Genomic DNA, 14,743 nt, shown 5'->3' with positions numbered 1-14,743 from the left:
AAAGAATATGACTGAATACAAAAATATCATCGTGACAGGTGGAGCAGGTTTTATCGGTTCTAACTTTGTTCATTATGTTTACAAGAATTTTCCAGAAGTTCACGTGACAGTCTTGGACAAGTTGACTTATGCTGGAAATCGTGCTAATATTGAGGAAATTTTAGGTGATCGTGTTGAGTTAGTTGTTGGTGACATTGTTAATGCGGAGTTGGTGGATAAGTTGGCAGCTCAAGCCGATGCTATCGTTCACTATGCGGCGGAAAGTCATAATGACAATTCGCTGAATGATCCATCGCCATTTATCCATACTAACTTTATCGGAACCTATACTCTTTTGGAAGCTGCTCGTAAGTATGATATTCGCTTCCACCATGTATCAACAGATGAAGTTTATGGGGATCTCCCTCTACGTGAGGATTTGCCAGGTCATGGTGAAGGACCAGGTGAGAAATTTACTGCTGAAACAAAATACAACCCAAGCTCTCCGTACTCATCAACTAAGGCTGCTTCAGATTTGATTGTCAAAGCCTGGGTACGATCGTTTGGTGTCAAGGCAACGATTTCTAACTGTTCAAATAACTACGGTCCTTATCAACACATTGAAAAATTCATCCCACGTCAGATTACTAACATCCTAAGTGGAATCAAGCCAAAACTTTACGGTGAAGGTAAGAATGTTCGTGACTGGATTCATACCAATGACCATTCTTCAGGTGTTTGGACAATCTTGACAAAAGGGAAAATTGGTGAAACCTACTTGATTGGGGCTGATGGCGAGAAGAATAACAAGGAAGTTTTGGAGCTTATCCTTAAGGAAATGGGGCAAGCTGCGGATGCTTATGACCATGTGACTGACCGTGCAGGACATGACCTTCGCTATGCGATTGATGCAAGCAAACTCCGTGATGAGTTGGGCTGGAAACCTGAATTTACCAATTTTGAAGCTGGGCTCAAAGAAACAATCAAGTGGTATACAGATAATCAAGAATGGTGGAAAGCAGAGAAAGAAGCTGTTGAAGCAAATTATGCTAAAACTCAGGAGATTATCAAATTATAAAAAGCAGGAAATCGCTGCTTTTTATTGCTATATTGGGAAGAGTTGAAAATTAGAAAGGTATAGAGATGATTTTAATTACAGGATCAAAAGGTCAATTAGGAACGGAACTTCGCTATTTATTGGATGAGCGTAATGAAGAATACGTAGCAGTAGATGTGGCTGAGATGGACATTACCAATGCAGAGATGGTTGAGAAAGTTTTTGAAGAGGTGAAACCAACCTTAGTCTACCACTGTGCAGCCTATACTGCTGTTGATGCAGCAGAGGATGAAGGGAAAGAATTGGACTATGCCATTAATGTGACGGGGACAGAAAATGTCGCAAAAGCATCTGAAAAGCATGGCGCAACTCTAGTTTATATTTCTACGGACTATGTCTTTGATGGTAAGAAACCAGTTGGACAAGAGTGGGAAGTAGATGACCGACCAGATCCACAGACAGAATATGGACGCACTAAGCGTATGGGGGAAGAGTTAGTTGAGAAGCATGTGTCTAATTTCTATATTATCCGTACTGCCTGGGTATTTGGAAATTATGGCAAAAATTTCGTTTTTACCATGCAAAATCTTGCGAAAAATCATAAGACTTTAACAGTTGTAAATGACCAGCACGGTCGTCCGACTTGGACTCGTACCTTGGCTGAGTTCATTACCTACCTGGCTGAAAACCGCAAGGAATTTGGTTATTATCATTTGTCAAATGATGCTACAGAAGACACAACTTGGTATGATTTTGCAGTTGAAATTTTGAAAGATACAGATGTGGAAATCAAGCCAGTAGATTCCAGTCAATTTCCAGCAAAAGCTAAACGTCCTCTAAACTCAACGATGAGCCTGGCTAAAGCCAAAGCTACTGGATTTGTTATTCCAACTTGGCAAGATGCTTTGAAAGAATTTTATAAACAAGAAGTAAGATAAGCAATAGAATGATTTTCTAGTCTAATAAAAGAGGCAGATAATGAACTCCAAAGGAGCTTAAGATGTACGATTATCTTGTTGTTGGTGCTGGTCTCTTTGGTGCAGTCTTTGCCCATGAAGCAGCCTTAAAAGGAAAAAAAGTAAAAGTCATTGAAAAACGAAATCATATCGCGGGTAATATCTATACTCGTGAAGAGGAAGGAATTCAAGTTCATCAGTATGGTGCTCATATTTTCCATACTTCTGATAAGGAGATTTGGGATTACGTCAATCAGTTTGCAGAGTTTAACCGTTATACAAATTCTCCTGTCGCAAATTATAAGGGTGAGATTTATAACCTCCCTTTTAATATGAATACCTTCAATAAACTCTGGGGAGTTGTAACGCCAGCAGAAGCACAAGCTAAGATTGAGGAGCAACGTGCTATTTTAAATGGCAAAACTCCTGAAAATTTGGAAGAACAGGCGATTTCTCTTGTAGGTACAGATATCTACGAAAAATTAATCAAAGATTATACAGAGAAACAGTGGGGCAAGCCAACTACGGAACTTCCAGCTTTTATCATTCGCCGTTTGCCAGTACGTCTGACCTACGATAACAACTATTTTAATGATACCTATCAAGGGATTCCAATTGGTGGCTACACTCAAATAGTTGAAAAAATGTTGGATCATGAAAATATTGATGTAGAAACAAATGTTGATTTCTTTGCCAATAAAGAGCAATATATGAAGGACTTCCCTAAGATTGTCTTTACCGGTATGATTGATGAATTCTTTGACTATAAGTTGGGTGAACTAGAGTATCGTAGTCTTCGTTTTGAAAATGAGACCTTGGATATGGAGAATTACCAAGGAAATGCAGTTGTGAACTATACAGATGCAGATACCCCATATACTCGCCTTATTGAACACAAACATTTTGAATTTGGAAATCAAGCAAAGACGATCATTACTAAAGAATATTCTAAAACATGGGAAAAAGGTGATGAGCCTTATTATCCAGTTAATAATGATCGTAATAATCATTTATATAAATCATATAAAAAATTGGCTGATGAGCAAGGGAAGGTTATCTTTGGTGGTCGTTTAGGACACTATCGCTATTACGATATGCACCAGGTAATCGGAGCAGCTTTGCAGTGTGTAAGAAATGAGTTAGATTAAACAACTCAAACTGCTTACAGAAATATGATTGATCATTCCTCGACTACCTAATGTAGTTGAGTTTTTTTGATAATATTCATATTTTTGCAACCTTATTGTTTAAAAAATAAGTTTCTAAAATTCAGAAAATTGTATTGACAGGACTTGAAAAAGGGTCTATAATGAATAAAAAAACAAAGGAGAAGACTATGAAAACAAGAAAAGTATTGGCTCTTGCGGGAGTGACTTTATTAGCAGCGGGTATTTTAGCTGCTTGTTCAGGGGGCTCAGGCGCTAAAGGTGAGCAGACTTTTGCATTTACCTACGAGACCCACCCAGATAATCTCAACTATTTAACAACTGGTAAGGCAGCTACTGCCGACATTACTAGTAATGTGATTGATGGATTGCTTGAAAATGATAAATATGGGAACCTTATTCCCTCAATGGCAGAGGACTGGTCAGTTTCTAAGGATGGCTTGACTTATACTTATAAGATTCGTCAGGATGCCAAGTGGTATACATCTGAGGGAGAAGAGTATGCTCCTGTTAAGGCTCAAGACTTTGTGACAGGTCTTAAATATGCAACAGATAAGAAAGCAGAAGCCCTTTACTTGGTACAGGATTCAATCAAAGGACTAGATGCCTATGCTAAAGGGGAAATTAAAGATTTCTCTCAAGTTGGGATTAAAGCACTTGACGATCAAACAGTCCAATACACTTTGAACAAACCTGAAAGCTTTTGGAATTCTAAAACAACTATGGGTGTGCTTGCGCCAGTCAATGAAGAGTTTTTGAACTCAAAAGGGGATGATTTTGCCAAAGCTACGGATCCAAGTAGTATCTTGTACAATGGTCCTTATTTGTTGAAATCTCTTGTGACCAAATCCTCTGTTGAATTTGCGAAAAATCCGAACTACTGGGATAAAGACAATGTGCATATTGACAAGGTCAAATTGTCATTCTGGGATGGGCAAGATACCAGCAAACCAGCAGAAAACTTTAAAGATGGTAGCCTTACAGCAGCTCGTCTCTATCCAACAAGTGCAAGTTTCGCAGAGCTTGAGAAGAGTATGAAAGACAATATCGTCTATACGCAACAAGACTCTGTTACGTATCTAGTTGGTACAAATATTGACCGCCAATCTTATAAATACACATCTAAGACCAGCGAAGAACAAAAGACATCTACTAAAAAAGCTCTCTTAAACAAGGATTTCCGTCAGGCTATTGCCTTTGGTTTTGACCGTACAGCCTATGCCTCTCAGTTGAATGGAGAAACTGGTGCAAGCAAAATCTTGCGTAATCTCTTTGTACCACCAACATTTGTTCAAGCAGATGGGAAGAACTTTGGCGATATGGTCAAAGAAAAATTAGTAACCTATGGGGATGAATGGAAGGATGTGAACCTTGCTGATGCTCAAGACGGTCTGTACAATCCTGAAAAAGCTAAAGCAGAATTTGCTAAGGCTAAGACTGCTCTTCAGGCAGAAGGTGTGACTTTCCCAATTCATTTGGATATGCCTGTTGACCAAACAGCAACTACAAAAGTTCAGCGCGTGCAATCTATGAAACAATCCTTGGAAGCGACTTTAGGAACTGATAATGTCATTATTGATATCCAACAACTACAAAAAGACGAAGTAAATAATATTACATATTTTGCTGAAAATGCTGCTGGAGAAGACTGGGATTTATCAGATAATGTCGGTTGAGGTCCAGACTTTGCCGATCCATCAACTTACCTTGATATCATCAAACCATCTGTAGGAGAAAGTACTAAAACATATTTAGGATTTGACTCAGGGAAAGATAATGTAGCTGCTAAAAAAGTAGGTCTATATGATTACGAAAAATTGGTTACTGAAGCTGGTGATGAGGCTATAGATGTTGCTAAACGATATGATAAATACGCTGCAGCTCAAGCTTGGTTGACAGATAGTGCTTTGATTATTCCAACTACATCTCGTACAGGACGTCCAATCTTGTCTAAGATGGTACCATTTACAATACCATTTGCATTGTCAGGAAATAAAGGTACAAGTGAGCCACTCTTGTACAAATACTTGGAAATTCAAGACAAGGCAGTTACTGTGGATGAATACCAAAAAGCTCAAGATAAATGGATGAAAGAAAAAGAAGAATCCAATAAAAAAGCGCAAGAAGAACTTGCCAAACATGTCAAATAAAGGTAAAGGAGTTGGTTTGTAGCCGACTCCTTTATATTCTTCGAAAATCTCTTCAAACCACGTCAGCGTCCATCTGCAACCTCAAAACAGTATTTTGAGCAACCTGCGGCTAGCTTCCTAGTTTGCTCTTTGATTTTCGTTGAGTATTAGCTATCTTGTAGTAAAAAATCCTGAGAATTTCTAACTCTCAGGATTTTTTGTGTTTACTGTTGTGGTTGTTGAAATTGAGGGGCCTGTGGTTGTTGTTGGATTTGTTGGCCAGGCTGTCCCTGATTTGGATTCGTTGGAGCAGGATTATTTGATTGTTGACCAGGAGTAGGTGTTACTTGTGTACTTGTATTTTCATTTGTGGTAGAGGGATTCTCTACTTCTGATTGTGTTTGTTGTGTGTCAGGAGTATTTAATGTATTTCTTGCTCCATTTTGGAATACGAACTGGCCGCTTCGGTATAGTCCTTCAGGCATTGTCCAATCTCCAGGATGGTTATTTTGAGCAAGGTAGCTCATCATAGCGCGATAGACTCTAGCAGCAACTGTGAGACCGTCGCCTAGAATAGGAGTGAGACGGTTGCTATAACCTGTCCAAACAGCCATTGAATATTTACGAGTATAACCGACAAACAGTTCATCTGGTGCTACAAATTGACTAGTCTTAATATGGTTTTCAATTTCTTCGTCGGTATAGTTGGAAGTCCCTGTTTTCCCTGCTTGAGGAATTCCAGGCAGATAGGCGTTGTAACCTGTTCCAGATGTCAAAACTGTTTTCATCATTTCTGTCATCATGTAGGCAGTAGACTCTTTCATAGCTCTTGTACCAACGTCAGAAAATTCTTTTTCACTACCGTCACTAAAGACGATTTTATTGATGTACATTGGTTTGTGATAAGTACCGCCATTTGCGAATGCAGCGTAGGCTGCAGCCATTTTTTCACTGCTTGCCCCGTATTGTTTACTAGATTCAGTTGTATTACTTGAAATAGCATTTGAATAGTGTATTACAGGATAGTCGATTCCTAAACCATTTAGGAAGTTTTTGGCTCTGTCTAAACCAACCTTGTTTAGTGTCTCAACGGCAGGCACGTTACGAGATTGTTGAAGGGCATATTGCAGGCTAATGTTACCAAAATATGCTCGATCCCAGTTGTAGACAGGGGTACTTGTTCCAGGATAGTTATAAGGAATATCGTGGACAGTAGTTGCAGTTGAATCGTATACACCGTATTCCAAGGCTGGGGCATAATCAGTGATTGGTTTCATGGTTGATCCCCAGTCACGGTTGGTTTCCACAGCTTGGTTGGTACCAAATGAAACGTTACTTGCTTGGTGACGTGCTCCAAGTTGAGCGATGACTTTACCATTGGAAGTATCAACGATAGTTGAGGCTACTTGAAGGTCATTATCTGGATAAGAGACATACTCATCTGTATTGTAAATATCCCAAAGTCGTTGTTGAATTCCCTTGTCTACATTTGTGTAGACTTCCATCCCAGTAGTAAGAAGATTATATCCAGTTTCGTGCTCTACTTGTTCAATAACCTCTTTTAGATAGTTATCCATATATGCTGGATAAGTAGCAGCCGACTTAAGACTTTGTAAACCATCAGTGATAGGTGTGTTGACGGCTTTTTCATATTGTTCAGCACTAATGTAACCTTGCCCTCTCATTTCTGAAAGAACTAAATTACGACGGTCTAGCGCTGCTTCCGGATGAGAGTATGGATCGTATTGGTTGGGTGCCTGAGGCATACCTGCTAGCAAAGCTAATTGAGGTAAAGATAGATCCTTTAGATCTTTTCCATAGTAATTTTGGGCTGCTGTCTGCATTCCATAATTACCATTTGACATATAGACCTTATTGATGTAGTAGGTAAGGATTTCTTGTTTGGTAGCTTTTTGTTCCAATTGGAAAGCTAGCCAAGCCTCTTGTGCTTTTCGGGAGATGTTTTGATCCGAAGTTGATGTTGAGAAATAGGTCAACTTAATCAACTGTTGGGTTAGGGTTGATCCCCCCTGTAAAGAATTACTTTGTAAGTTACGTAAGAAGGCTCCCATAATCCGAATCGTATCGATCCCTCTGTGGTCAAAGAAACGATGATCTTCGATAGACACGATAGCTTTGACTAAATCAGTAGGAATTTCGTTGGCCTGAGCGTTTACTCGGCGTTCAGAGCCCAGATCGGCAATGAGTTCGTTATTATTGTCATAAATCTTGCTAGAAGTTGTTGCAACTAATTTACTATCTGATAGGGCTGGAGCTTTGCTCACAAAATAGAGGAAAACACCCCCGCCCAATAGAAATAATGCGATAAAGAGAGTTAGGAAAAAGATTCCAGTATACTTTAATATTCGCATAAGAATGTATTTATTCATCTTGTTTACCACCTAGTAAATGTTCTTTGATAACATCGAGATAGGGAATTTGTGGGAATGCCCCTAGTTTTATCTGGTAACCGTATTCTCGTATGTATCCAAGTGGCATTGATTTTTGTCCCTTATCTTGATGATAGAAGCGAATCAAATCGAATGCCGGCAATAAGTAGGTTTCTTGCTGGGAAGAAAAGTGAAGAAGGACAAAGCAGATTCCTTGTTGGGCAAGGACTTGTTCCATATGCTGAATCTGATGTGGATGAAAATTTTTCATCGGAATCGCACGTTTTTGTTTTGTTTCCTTAGCTTCAAAGTCGATGTAATATCCATTATAAACGCCAGAATAGTCTGTCGTTGAAGCTTGTCGAAAATAGGCTTCAACAATCTTGGCACGACTTCGTTGTGGATAGTCCACTCGTACGATTTGAATAGGAGTTGGTTTCTTGTGTATAACTGCCAATCCCTGAGACAAATAGTAGTCGTTGGTAGCATTGATCATCTTTTCAAAAGACATTCCTCGATTTGCGAAATTTTTGGGTTGAGAAAGAGATGTTTGTCTTTTTTGTGATGAAATTTTATGAGGATAGTTGACCATAATTCTCCTTATTGGTACAATAACATCACTCTATTATATCATAAATTTGCACAGGAAGGGTTAAAAATGACTACAGCTTTGGTTTTAGGCTATTCTGCTTTTGATTTGGGTTTGTTTTCTGACAAGGATCCTCGTCTTAAATTGATTAAAAAAGCGATACGTAAAGATTTAGAAGCTATGGCAGCAGATGGGGTGACTTGGCTTGTATTTACAGGGACTTTGGGCTTTGAATATTGGGTTTTAGAGGTTGCTCAGGAAATGAAGACCGAATATGGTTTCCACTTGGCCACCATTTTTGCTTTTGAAACCCATGGGGAAAATTGGAATGAAGGCAATCAGATGAAACTGAGTCGCTTTAAGCAGGTAGACTTTGTCAAATATGCCTATCCTCGTTATGAACACAAGGGGCAGTTAAGAGATTACCAGCAGTTTTTACTGGAAAATACGAATAGTTCCTATCTTTTTTATGATGAAGAAAATCAAACGAAACTAGCTTATTTTTACCAAAAGATGAAAAATCAAGAGGACTATTTTATAAAGAGATTAACATTTGATCAGCTAAATGAACTTGCTGAAAATTTTTCCGAAAATTGAAGCTTTGACCTTGATTTTTGTTTGGCTTTTTTTATATAATAATACTAGCAAGCGAGAATGGAGAGAGACATGGCAAGTATTATTTTTTCAGCGAAAGATATTTTTGAACAAGAGTTTGGACGTGAAGTTCGTGGCTATAGTAAAGTAGAAGTTGATGAGTTTTTAGACGATGTCATTAAGGATTATGAAACCTATGCTGCCTTGGTCAAGTCACTTCGTCAGGAAATTGCGGATTTGAAGGAAGAACTGGCTCGTAAACCGAAATCTTCACCAGTTCAAGCAGAGCCTATTGAAGCGGCAACTACAAGTTCTATGACGAATTTTGATATTTTGAAACGCCTGAATAGATTGGAAAAAGAAGTTTTTGGTAAACAAATTTTAGATAACTCAGATTTCTAAGTAGTTATTTGAGATGTGCAATTTTTGGATAATCGCGTGAGGAGGGTTGCTTCTCATGAGGAAAGTCCATGCTAGCACAGGCTGTGATGCCTGTAGTGTTTGTGCTAGGCGAAACCATAAGCCTAGGGACGAGAAATCGTTACGGCAGTTGAAATGGCTAAGTCCTTGGATAGGCCAGAGTAAGCTTGAAAGTGCCACAGTGACGGAGTCTTTCTGGAAACGGAGAGAGTGGAACGCGGTAAACCCCTCAAGCTAGCAACCCAAATTTTGGTCGGGGCATGGAGTACGCGGAAACGAACGTAGTATTCTGACTGCTATCAGCTAGAGCTGTTAGTGGTAGACAGATGATTATCGAAGGAAGTGGTCCTAGTCACTTCTGGAACAAAACATGGCTTATAGAAAATTGCATATAGGTTGGGGCTGAGAAATTTTCTCAACCTCATTTTTTAAAGTGGACATATAGAAAGGTCTTGCAAGACTGTAACATGAAAAAAGAATTTAATTTAATTGCAACTGCTGCAGCGGGTCTTGAAGCTGTCGTTGGTCGTGAAGTGCGAGAGTTGGGCTACGATTGTCAGGTTGAAAATGGACGTGTTCGTTTTCAAGGAGACGTGAGAGCTATTATCGAAACCAACCTCTGGCTTCGAGCAGCAGATCGTATCAAAATTATCGTAGGAACTTTCCCAGCTAAGACTTTTGAAGAGCTGTTTCAGGGAGTTTTTGCTTTAGATTGGGAAAATTATTTACCACTCGGAGCTCGGTTCCCGATTTCCAAGGCCAAATGTGTTAAATCTAAACTTCACAATGAGCCGAGTGTTCAGGCTATTTCTAAGAAAGCTGTTGTTAAGAAATTGCAGAAACACTATGCTCGCCCAGAAGGTGTCCCTCTGATGGAGAATGGCCCAGAGTTTAAGATTGAGGTCTCTATTCTAAAAGATGTGGCAACTGTCATGGTTGATACGACAGGGTCTAGCCTCTTTAAACGTGGTTATCGTACCGAAAAAGGGGGAGCCCCTATCAAGGAAAACATGGCGGCAGCCATTTTACAACTTTCTAACTGGTATCCAGACAAGCCTTTGATTGATCCGACCTGTGGTTCGGGGACTTTCTGTATTGAGGCAGTTATGATTGCTCGAAAGATGGCACCAGGACTTCGTCGCTCTTTTGCTTTTGAAGAATGGAACTGGATTAGCGATCGCTTGATTCAAGAAGTGCGCACAGAGGCGGCTAAAAAAGTGGATCGTGAGCTGGAACTGGATATCATGGGCTGTGATATTGATGCTCGCATGGTGGAAATTGCTAAGGCCAATGCCCAGGCAGCTGGTGTTGCAGGAGACATTACTTTTAAGCAGATGCGCGTGCAGGATTTGCGTTCTGATAAAATAAATGGAGTGATTATCTCCAATCCGCCTTATGGAGAACGTTTATCAGATGATGCAGGAGTTACCAAGCTCTATGCTGAGATGGGGCAAGTATTTGCACCACTGAAAACTTGGAGTAAGTTTATCCTAACTAGTGATGAGGCATTTGAAAGCAAGTATGGTAGTCAGGCGGATAAGAAACGTAAGTTATACAACGGAACCTTGAAAGTAGATCTGTATCAATATTTTGGTCAGCGTGTTAAACGCCAAGAGTTAAAATAGAAAGGGATACTCATGAGTAAGAAAAGACGGAATCGGCATAAAAAAGAAGTCCAAGAACCGCGATTTGATTTTGATGAAGCAAAAGAGTTAACAGTTGGTCAAGCGATTCGTAAAAATGAAGAAGTGGAAGCAGGAGTCTTGCCTGAAGATTCCATTTTGGACAAGTATGTCAAGCAACACAAAGAGGAAATCGAAGCAGATAAGTTTGCGACTCGCCAATACAAAAAAGAGGAGTTAGTCGAAACTCAGAGTCTGGATGATTTAATCCAAGAAGTGCGTGAAGCTGTAGAGGAGTCGGAAACCTCTTCAGAGGAAGTTCCATCTTCTGAAGCTATCTTACCTCCACTGTCTTTGGATGATGAGGATAAAGACTGGGATCCTATAGTGCTAGAGGATGAAAATTTAGCAGAAATGACTGAGGAGGTGGAAGAGGAGAAAACTTTTTCTCGTCTGGATCAAGAGGACTCAGAAAAGAAAAGTAAAAAAGGCTTTGTTTTGACCGCTTTGGCGCTTGTGTCAGTGATTATCTGTGTCAGTGCTTATTATGTCTATCGTCAAGTGAATCGCTCGACCAAGGAAATTCAAACTGCTCAATCAACTACAGCCAATCAATCAGATGTGGATGATTTTAATACACTTTATGATGCCTTCTATACAGATAGCAATAAAACGGCTTTGAAAAATAGCCAGTTTGATAAGTTGAGCCAACTTAAGACCTTGCTTGACAAGCTAGAAGGTAGTCGTGAACATACGCTTGCCAAATCTAAGTATGATAGTCTAGCAACGCAAATCAAGGCCATTCAAGATGTCAATGCACAATTTGAAAAACCAGCTATTGTGGATGGTGTCTTGGATACCAATGCCAAAGCTAAATCTGACGCTAAATTTACAGATATTAAAACCGGGAATACGGAGATTGACAAAGTGCTAGATAAGGCTATCAGCCTCGGTAAGAGCCAGCAAACAAGTACGTCTAGCTCAAGCTCAGGTCAAACTAGCAGTTCTAGTCAAGCAAGTTCAAATTCTTCTACAGAGAGTAGTACAAGTAACACCAGTCCATCTTCAAGCGCCTCATCAAACAATTCAGTTTCTGCGCGTGATGATAGTCATGGCGGTCTATCAAGTTCTGGAGTTAACCTACAAAGAGCTTCAAGCCGTGTGCCGTTCAATCAGTCTGCTATTGATGATAGTAACAACTCTGCCTGGGATTTCACTGATGGCGTCTTGGAACAAATTCTAGCGACTTCACGTTCACGTGGTTATATCACTGGAAATCAATACATCCTCGAACGTGTCAATATCGTTAATGGCAATGGTTATTACAACCTCTATAAGCCAGATGGAACCTATCTCTTTACCCTTAACTGTAAGACAGGATACTTTGTTGGAAATGGTTCTGGGCATGCGGATGACTTGGACTACTAAGCAGTCGTTACAAAATTCTTTCTTTTCAAAAGTAAAAATGATAAAATAAAACAAATTAAACAAGAGGAGTGTCAAATGACAAAAGCTAACTTTGGTGTTGTTGGTATGGCCGTAATGGGTCGTAACCTTGCCCTTAATATTGAATCTCGTGGTTACACAGTTGCTATTTACAACCGTAGTAAAGAAAAAACTGAAGATGTAATTGCTTGCCATCCTGAAAAGAACTTTGTACCAAGCTATGACGTTGAAAGTTTTGTAAACTCAATCGAAAAACCTCGTCGTATCATGCTGATGGTTCAAGCTGGACCTGGTACAGATGCTACTATCCAAGCCCTTCTTCCACACCTTGACAAGGGTGATATCTTGATTGACGGTGGAAACACTTTCTACAAAGATACTATTCGTCGTAATGAAGAATTGGCAAACTCAGGTATCAACTTTATCGGTACTGGGGTTTCTGGTGGTGAAAAAGGTGCCCTTGAAGGTCCTTCTATCATGCCTGGTGGACAAAAAGAAGCCTACGAATTAGTTGCAGATGTTCTTGAAGAAATCTCAGCTAAAGCACCAGAAGATGGCAAACCATGTGTGACTTATATCGGCCCTGATGGAGCTGGTCACTATGTAAAAATGGTTCACAACGGTATCGAGTATGGGGATATGCAATTGATCGCAGAAAGCTATGACTTGATGCAACACTTGCTAGGCCTTTCTGCAGAAGATATGGCTGAAATCTTTACTGAGTGGAACAAGGGTGAATTGGACAGCTACTTGATTGAAATCACAGCTGATATCTTGAGCCGTAAAGACGATGAAGGCCAAGCCGGACCAATCGTAGACTACATCCTTGATGCTGCAGGTAACAAGGGGACTGGTAAATGGACTAGCCAATCATCACTTGACCTTGGTGTGCCATTGTCACTAATTACTGAGTCAGTATTTGCACGTTACATCTCTACTTATAAAGAAGAACGTGTACATGCTAGCAAGGTTCTTCCAAAACCAGCTGCCTTCAAATTTGAAGGAGACAAGGCTGAGTTGATTGAAAAGATTCGTCAAGCCCTTTACTTCTCAAAAATCATTTCATATGCACAAGGTTTTGCTCAATTGCGTGTAGCTTCTAAAGAAAACAACTGGAACTTGCCATTTGCAGACATCGCATCTATCTGGCGTGATGGCTGTATCATCCGTTCTCGTTTCTTGCAAAAGATCACAGATGCTTACAACCGTGATGCAGACCTTGCCAACCTTCTTTTGGATGAATACTTCTTGGATGTTACTGCTAAGTACCAACAAGCAGTGCGTGATATCGTAGCTCTTGCAGTTCAAGCTGGTGTACCAGTACCAACCTTCTCAGCAGCTATTACTTACTTTGATAGCTACCGTTCAGCTGACCTTCCAGCTAACTTGATCCAAGCACAACGTGACTACTTTGGTGCCCACACTTACCAACGTAAAGACAAAGAAGGAACCTTCCACTACTCTTGGTATGACGAAAAATAAGTAGGTCTGCCATGGGAAAACGGATTTTATTACTTGAGAAAGAACGAAATCTAGCTCATTTTTTAAGTTTGGAACTCCAAAAAGAGCAATACCGAGTTGATCAGGTTGAGGAGGGGCAAAAAGCCCTCTCTATGGCTCTTCAGACAGACTATGACTTGATTTTATTGAATGCTCATCTGGGGGATATGACAGCCCAAGATTTTGCAGACAAGCTGAGTCGGACTAAGCCAGCCTCAGTGATCATGGTTTTGGACCATCGCGAAGACTTGCAAAATCAGATTGAGGCAATCCAACGCTTTGCCGTTTCTTACATCTATAAGCCAGTTATTATTGAGAATCTGGTAGCTCGTATTTCAGCCATTTTCCGAGGTCGGGACTTTATCGACCAACACTGTAGTCAGATGAAGGTTCCAACGTCTTACCGAAATCTGCGTATGGATGTAGAACATCATACCGTTTATCGTGGCGAAGAGATGATTGCTCTGACGCGTCGTGAGTATGATCTTTTGGCTACTCTTATGGGAAGCAAGAAAGTCCTGACGCGTGAGCAGTTGTTGGAAAGTGTCTGGAAGTATGAAAGTGCGACCGAAACCAATATCGTGGATGTCTATATCCGTTATCTACGTAGCAAGCTTGATGTAAAAGGTCAAAAAAGCTACATTAAAACCGTGCGTGGTGTTGGTTACGCTATGCAAGAATAGAAAAGCAGTTTCAGTTTTTGTAACTGCTTTTTATATGAGTTCTTTATATATTGACATGCGATTTTGTATTTGCTACAATCAGTTATGGAGGATACATCTAATGAAAGTAATAAAAAAAAGGTACTACTTTAACCAGAGTCCACTGAAAAAATAGGCCTCTTACTTTTAATGAAATGAAAACCGAGGAATCTCTCGTTAATTTGAGCGAATTC

The 14,743-nt window shown here is 40.0% G+C and carries 11 protein-coding genes, 1 other RNA gene and 1 pseudogene; 11 read left to right on the top strand and 2 right to left on the bottom strand.

Annotated elements, in window-relative coordinates; translation table 11 throughout:
- Positions 1 to 7: 7 nt before the first annotated feature.
- The 4 genes and pseudogenes from rfbB (at position 8) to N8M09_RS03285 (ending at position 5,308) form a co-directional block, all read left to right on the top strand.
- Positions 8 to 1,057, top strand: coding sequence for a dTDP-glucose 4,6-dehydratase (gene rfbB / locus N8M09_RS03300; RefSeq protein ID WP_261063776.1), 1,050 nt, complete (start codon positions 8 to 10; stop codon positions 1,055 to 1,057).
- A 65-nt stretch (positions 1,058 to 1,122) separates the two neighbouring features.
- Positions 1,123 to 1,974 (top strand): dTDP-4-dehydrorhamnose reductase, encoded by an 852-nt coding sequence (gene rfbD / locus N8M09_RS03295; RefSeq protein ID WP_261063775.1) that lies wholly within the window; start codon positions 1,123 to 1,125, stop codon positions 1,972 to 1,974.
- A 62-nt stretch (positions 1,975 to 2,036) separates the two neighbouring features.
- Positions 2,037 to 3,140 carry a UDP-galactopyranose mutase gene (gene glf, locus N8M09_RS03290; protein ID WP_261063774.1) on the top strand — a complete coding sequence of 368 codons (1,104 nt, stop codon included), beginning with the start codon at positions 2,037 to 2,039 and terminating at the stop codon, positions 3,138 to 3,140.
- Positions 3,141 to 3,328: 188 nt separating this feature from the next.
- Positions 3,329 to 5,308: pseudogene (locus N8M09_RS03285) on the top strand (peptide ABC transporter substrate-binding protein).
- A 203-nt stretch (positions 5,309 to 5,511) separates the two neighbouring features.
- On the opposite strand, the gene pbp1a reads toward N8M09_RS03285, so the two are convergent.
- Entirely contained in the window at positions 5,512 to 7,677 is a 2,166-nt protein-coding gene (gene pbp1a / locus N8M09_RS03280) for a penicillin-binding protein PBP1A (protein ID WP_261063773.1), read from the bottom strand.
- The gene (gene recU, locus N8M09_RS03275) at positions 7,670 to 8,269 is read right to left on the bottom strand and encodes a Holliday junction resolvase RecU (RefSeq protein WP_153193550.1); all 600 of its coding nucleotides are present in this window, start codon (positions 8,267 to 8,269) and stop codon (positions 7,670 to 7,672) included. The genes pbp1a and recU overlap by 8 nt, the downstream gene beginning before the upstream one ends.
- Positions 8,270 to 8,335: 66 nt before the next feature.
- On the opposite strand from recU, the gene N8M09_RS03270 reads away from it, so the two are divergent.
- From N8M09_RS03270 to N8M09_RS03240, 7 genes are all read left to right on the top strand, one after another.
- Complete coding sequence (locus tag N8M09_RS03270) at positions 8,336 to 8,863, top strand: SLOG family protein (RefSeq protein ID WP_261063772.1); 528 nt, start codon at positions 8,336 to 8,338, stop codon at positions 8,861 to 8,863.
- A gap of 69 nt (positions 8,864 to 8,932) precedes the next feature.
- Positions 8,933 to 9,262, top strand: a complete 330-nt coding sequence (gene gpsB / locus N8M09_RS03265) for a cell division regulator GpsB (RefSeq protein ID WP_261063770.1) — start codon at positions 8,933 to 8,935, stop codon at positions 9,260 to 9,262.
- Positions 9,263 to 9,282: 20 nt separating this feature from the next.
- An RNA gene (gene rnpB, locus N8M09_RS03260) (RNase P RNA component class B) lies at positions 9,283 to 9,663 on the top strand.
- An 84-nt stretch (positions 9,664 to 9,747) separates the two neighbouring features.
- Positions 9,748 to 10,905, top strand: a complete 1,158-nt coding sequence (locus tag N8M09_RS03255) for a THUMP domain-containing class I SAM-dependent RNA methyltransferase (protein WP_261063768.1) — start codon at positions 9,748 to 9,750, stop codon at positions 10,903 to 10,905.
- 12 nt (positions 10,906 to 10,917) lie between these two features.
- Positions 10,918 to 12,330, top strand: coding sequence for a cell division site-positioning protein MapZ (gene mapZ, locus N8M09_RS03250; RefSeq protein WP_261063767.1), 1,413 nt, complete (start codon positions 10,918 to 10,920; stop codon positions 12,328 to 12,330).
- A gap of 75 nt (positions 12,331 to 12,405) precedes the next feature.
- Entirely contained in the window at positions 12,406 to 13,830 is a 1,425-nt protein-coding gene (gene gndA / locus N8M09_RS03245; protein WP_000158769.1) for an NADP-dependent phosphogluconate dehydrogenase, read from the top strand.
- 11 nt (positions 13,831 to 13,841) lie between these two features.
- The gene (locus tag N8M09_RS03240; RefSeq protein ID WP_261063766.1) at positions 13,842 to 14,531 is read left to right on the top strand and encodes a response regulator transcription factor; all 690 of its coding nucleotides are present in this window, start codon (positions 13,842 to 13,844) and stop codon (positions 14,529 to 14,531) included.
- The last annotated feature ends 212 nt before the right edge of the window (positions 14,532 to 14,743 follow it).

Origin of the sequence: Streptococcus mitis (genome assembly GCF_946190375.1) — a bacterium.
In the GTDB taxonomy this organism is placed as follows: Bacteria; Bacillota; Bacilli; order Lactobacillales; family Streptococcaceae; genus Streptococcus; species Streptococcus mitis_CJ.
Note: the sequence above shows the minus strand (reverse complement) of the source record. Positions and strands in the feature narration are given on the sequence as shown.

Excerpts from the sequence above, each read along its gene's own strand:
- N8M09_RS03240 (WP_261063766.1), top strand. The coding sequence starts at position 13,842 with ATGGGAAAACGGATTTTATTACTTGAGAAAGAACGAAATCTAGCTCAT.
- glf (WP_261063774.1), top strand. The coding sequence starts at position 2,037 with ATGTACGATTATCTTGTTGTTGGTGCTGGTCTCTTTGGTGCAGTCTTT.
- gndA (WP_000158769.1), top strand. The coding sequence starts at position 12,406 with ATGACAAAAGCTAACTTTGGTGTTGTTGGTATGGCCGTAATGGGTCGT.
- rfbD (WP_261063775.1), top strand. The coding sequence starts at position 1,123 with ATGATTTTAATTACAGGATCAAAAGGTCAATTAGGAACGGAACTTCGC.
- pbp1a (WP_261063773.1), bottom strand. The coding sequence starts at position 7,677 with ATGAATAAATACATTCTTATGCGAATATTAAAGTATACTGGAATCTTT.
- N8M09_RS03270 (WP_261063772.1), top strand. The coding sequence starts at position 8,336 with ATGACTACAGCTTTGGTTTTAGGCTATTCTGCTTTTGATTTGGGTTTG.
- mapZ (WP_261063767.1), top strand. The coding sequence starts at position 10,918 with ATGAGTAAGAAAAGACGGAATCGGCATAAAAAAGAAGTCCAAGAACCG.
- gpsB (WP_261063770.1), top strand. The coding sequence starts at position 8,933 with ATGGCAAGTATTATTTTTTCAGCGAAAGATATTTTTGAACAAGAGTTT.
- rfbB (WP_261063776.1), top strand. The coding sequence starts at position 8 with ATGACTGAATACAAAAATATCATCGTGACAGGTGGAGCAGGTTTTATC.
- recU (WP_153193550.1), bottom strand. The coding sequence starts at position 8,269 with ATGGTCAACTATCCTCATAAAATTTCATCACAAAAAAGACAAACATCT.
- N8M09_RS03255 (WP_261063768.1), top strand. The coding sequence starts at position 9,748 with ATGAAAAAAGAATTTAATTTAATTGCAACTGCTGCAGCGGGTCTTGAA.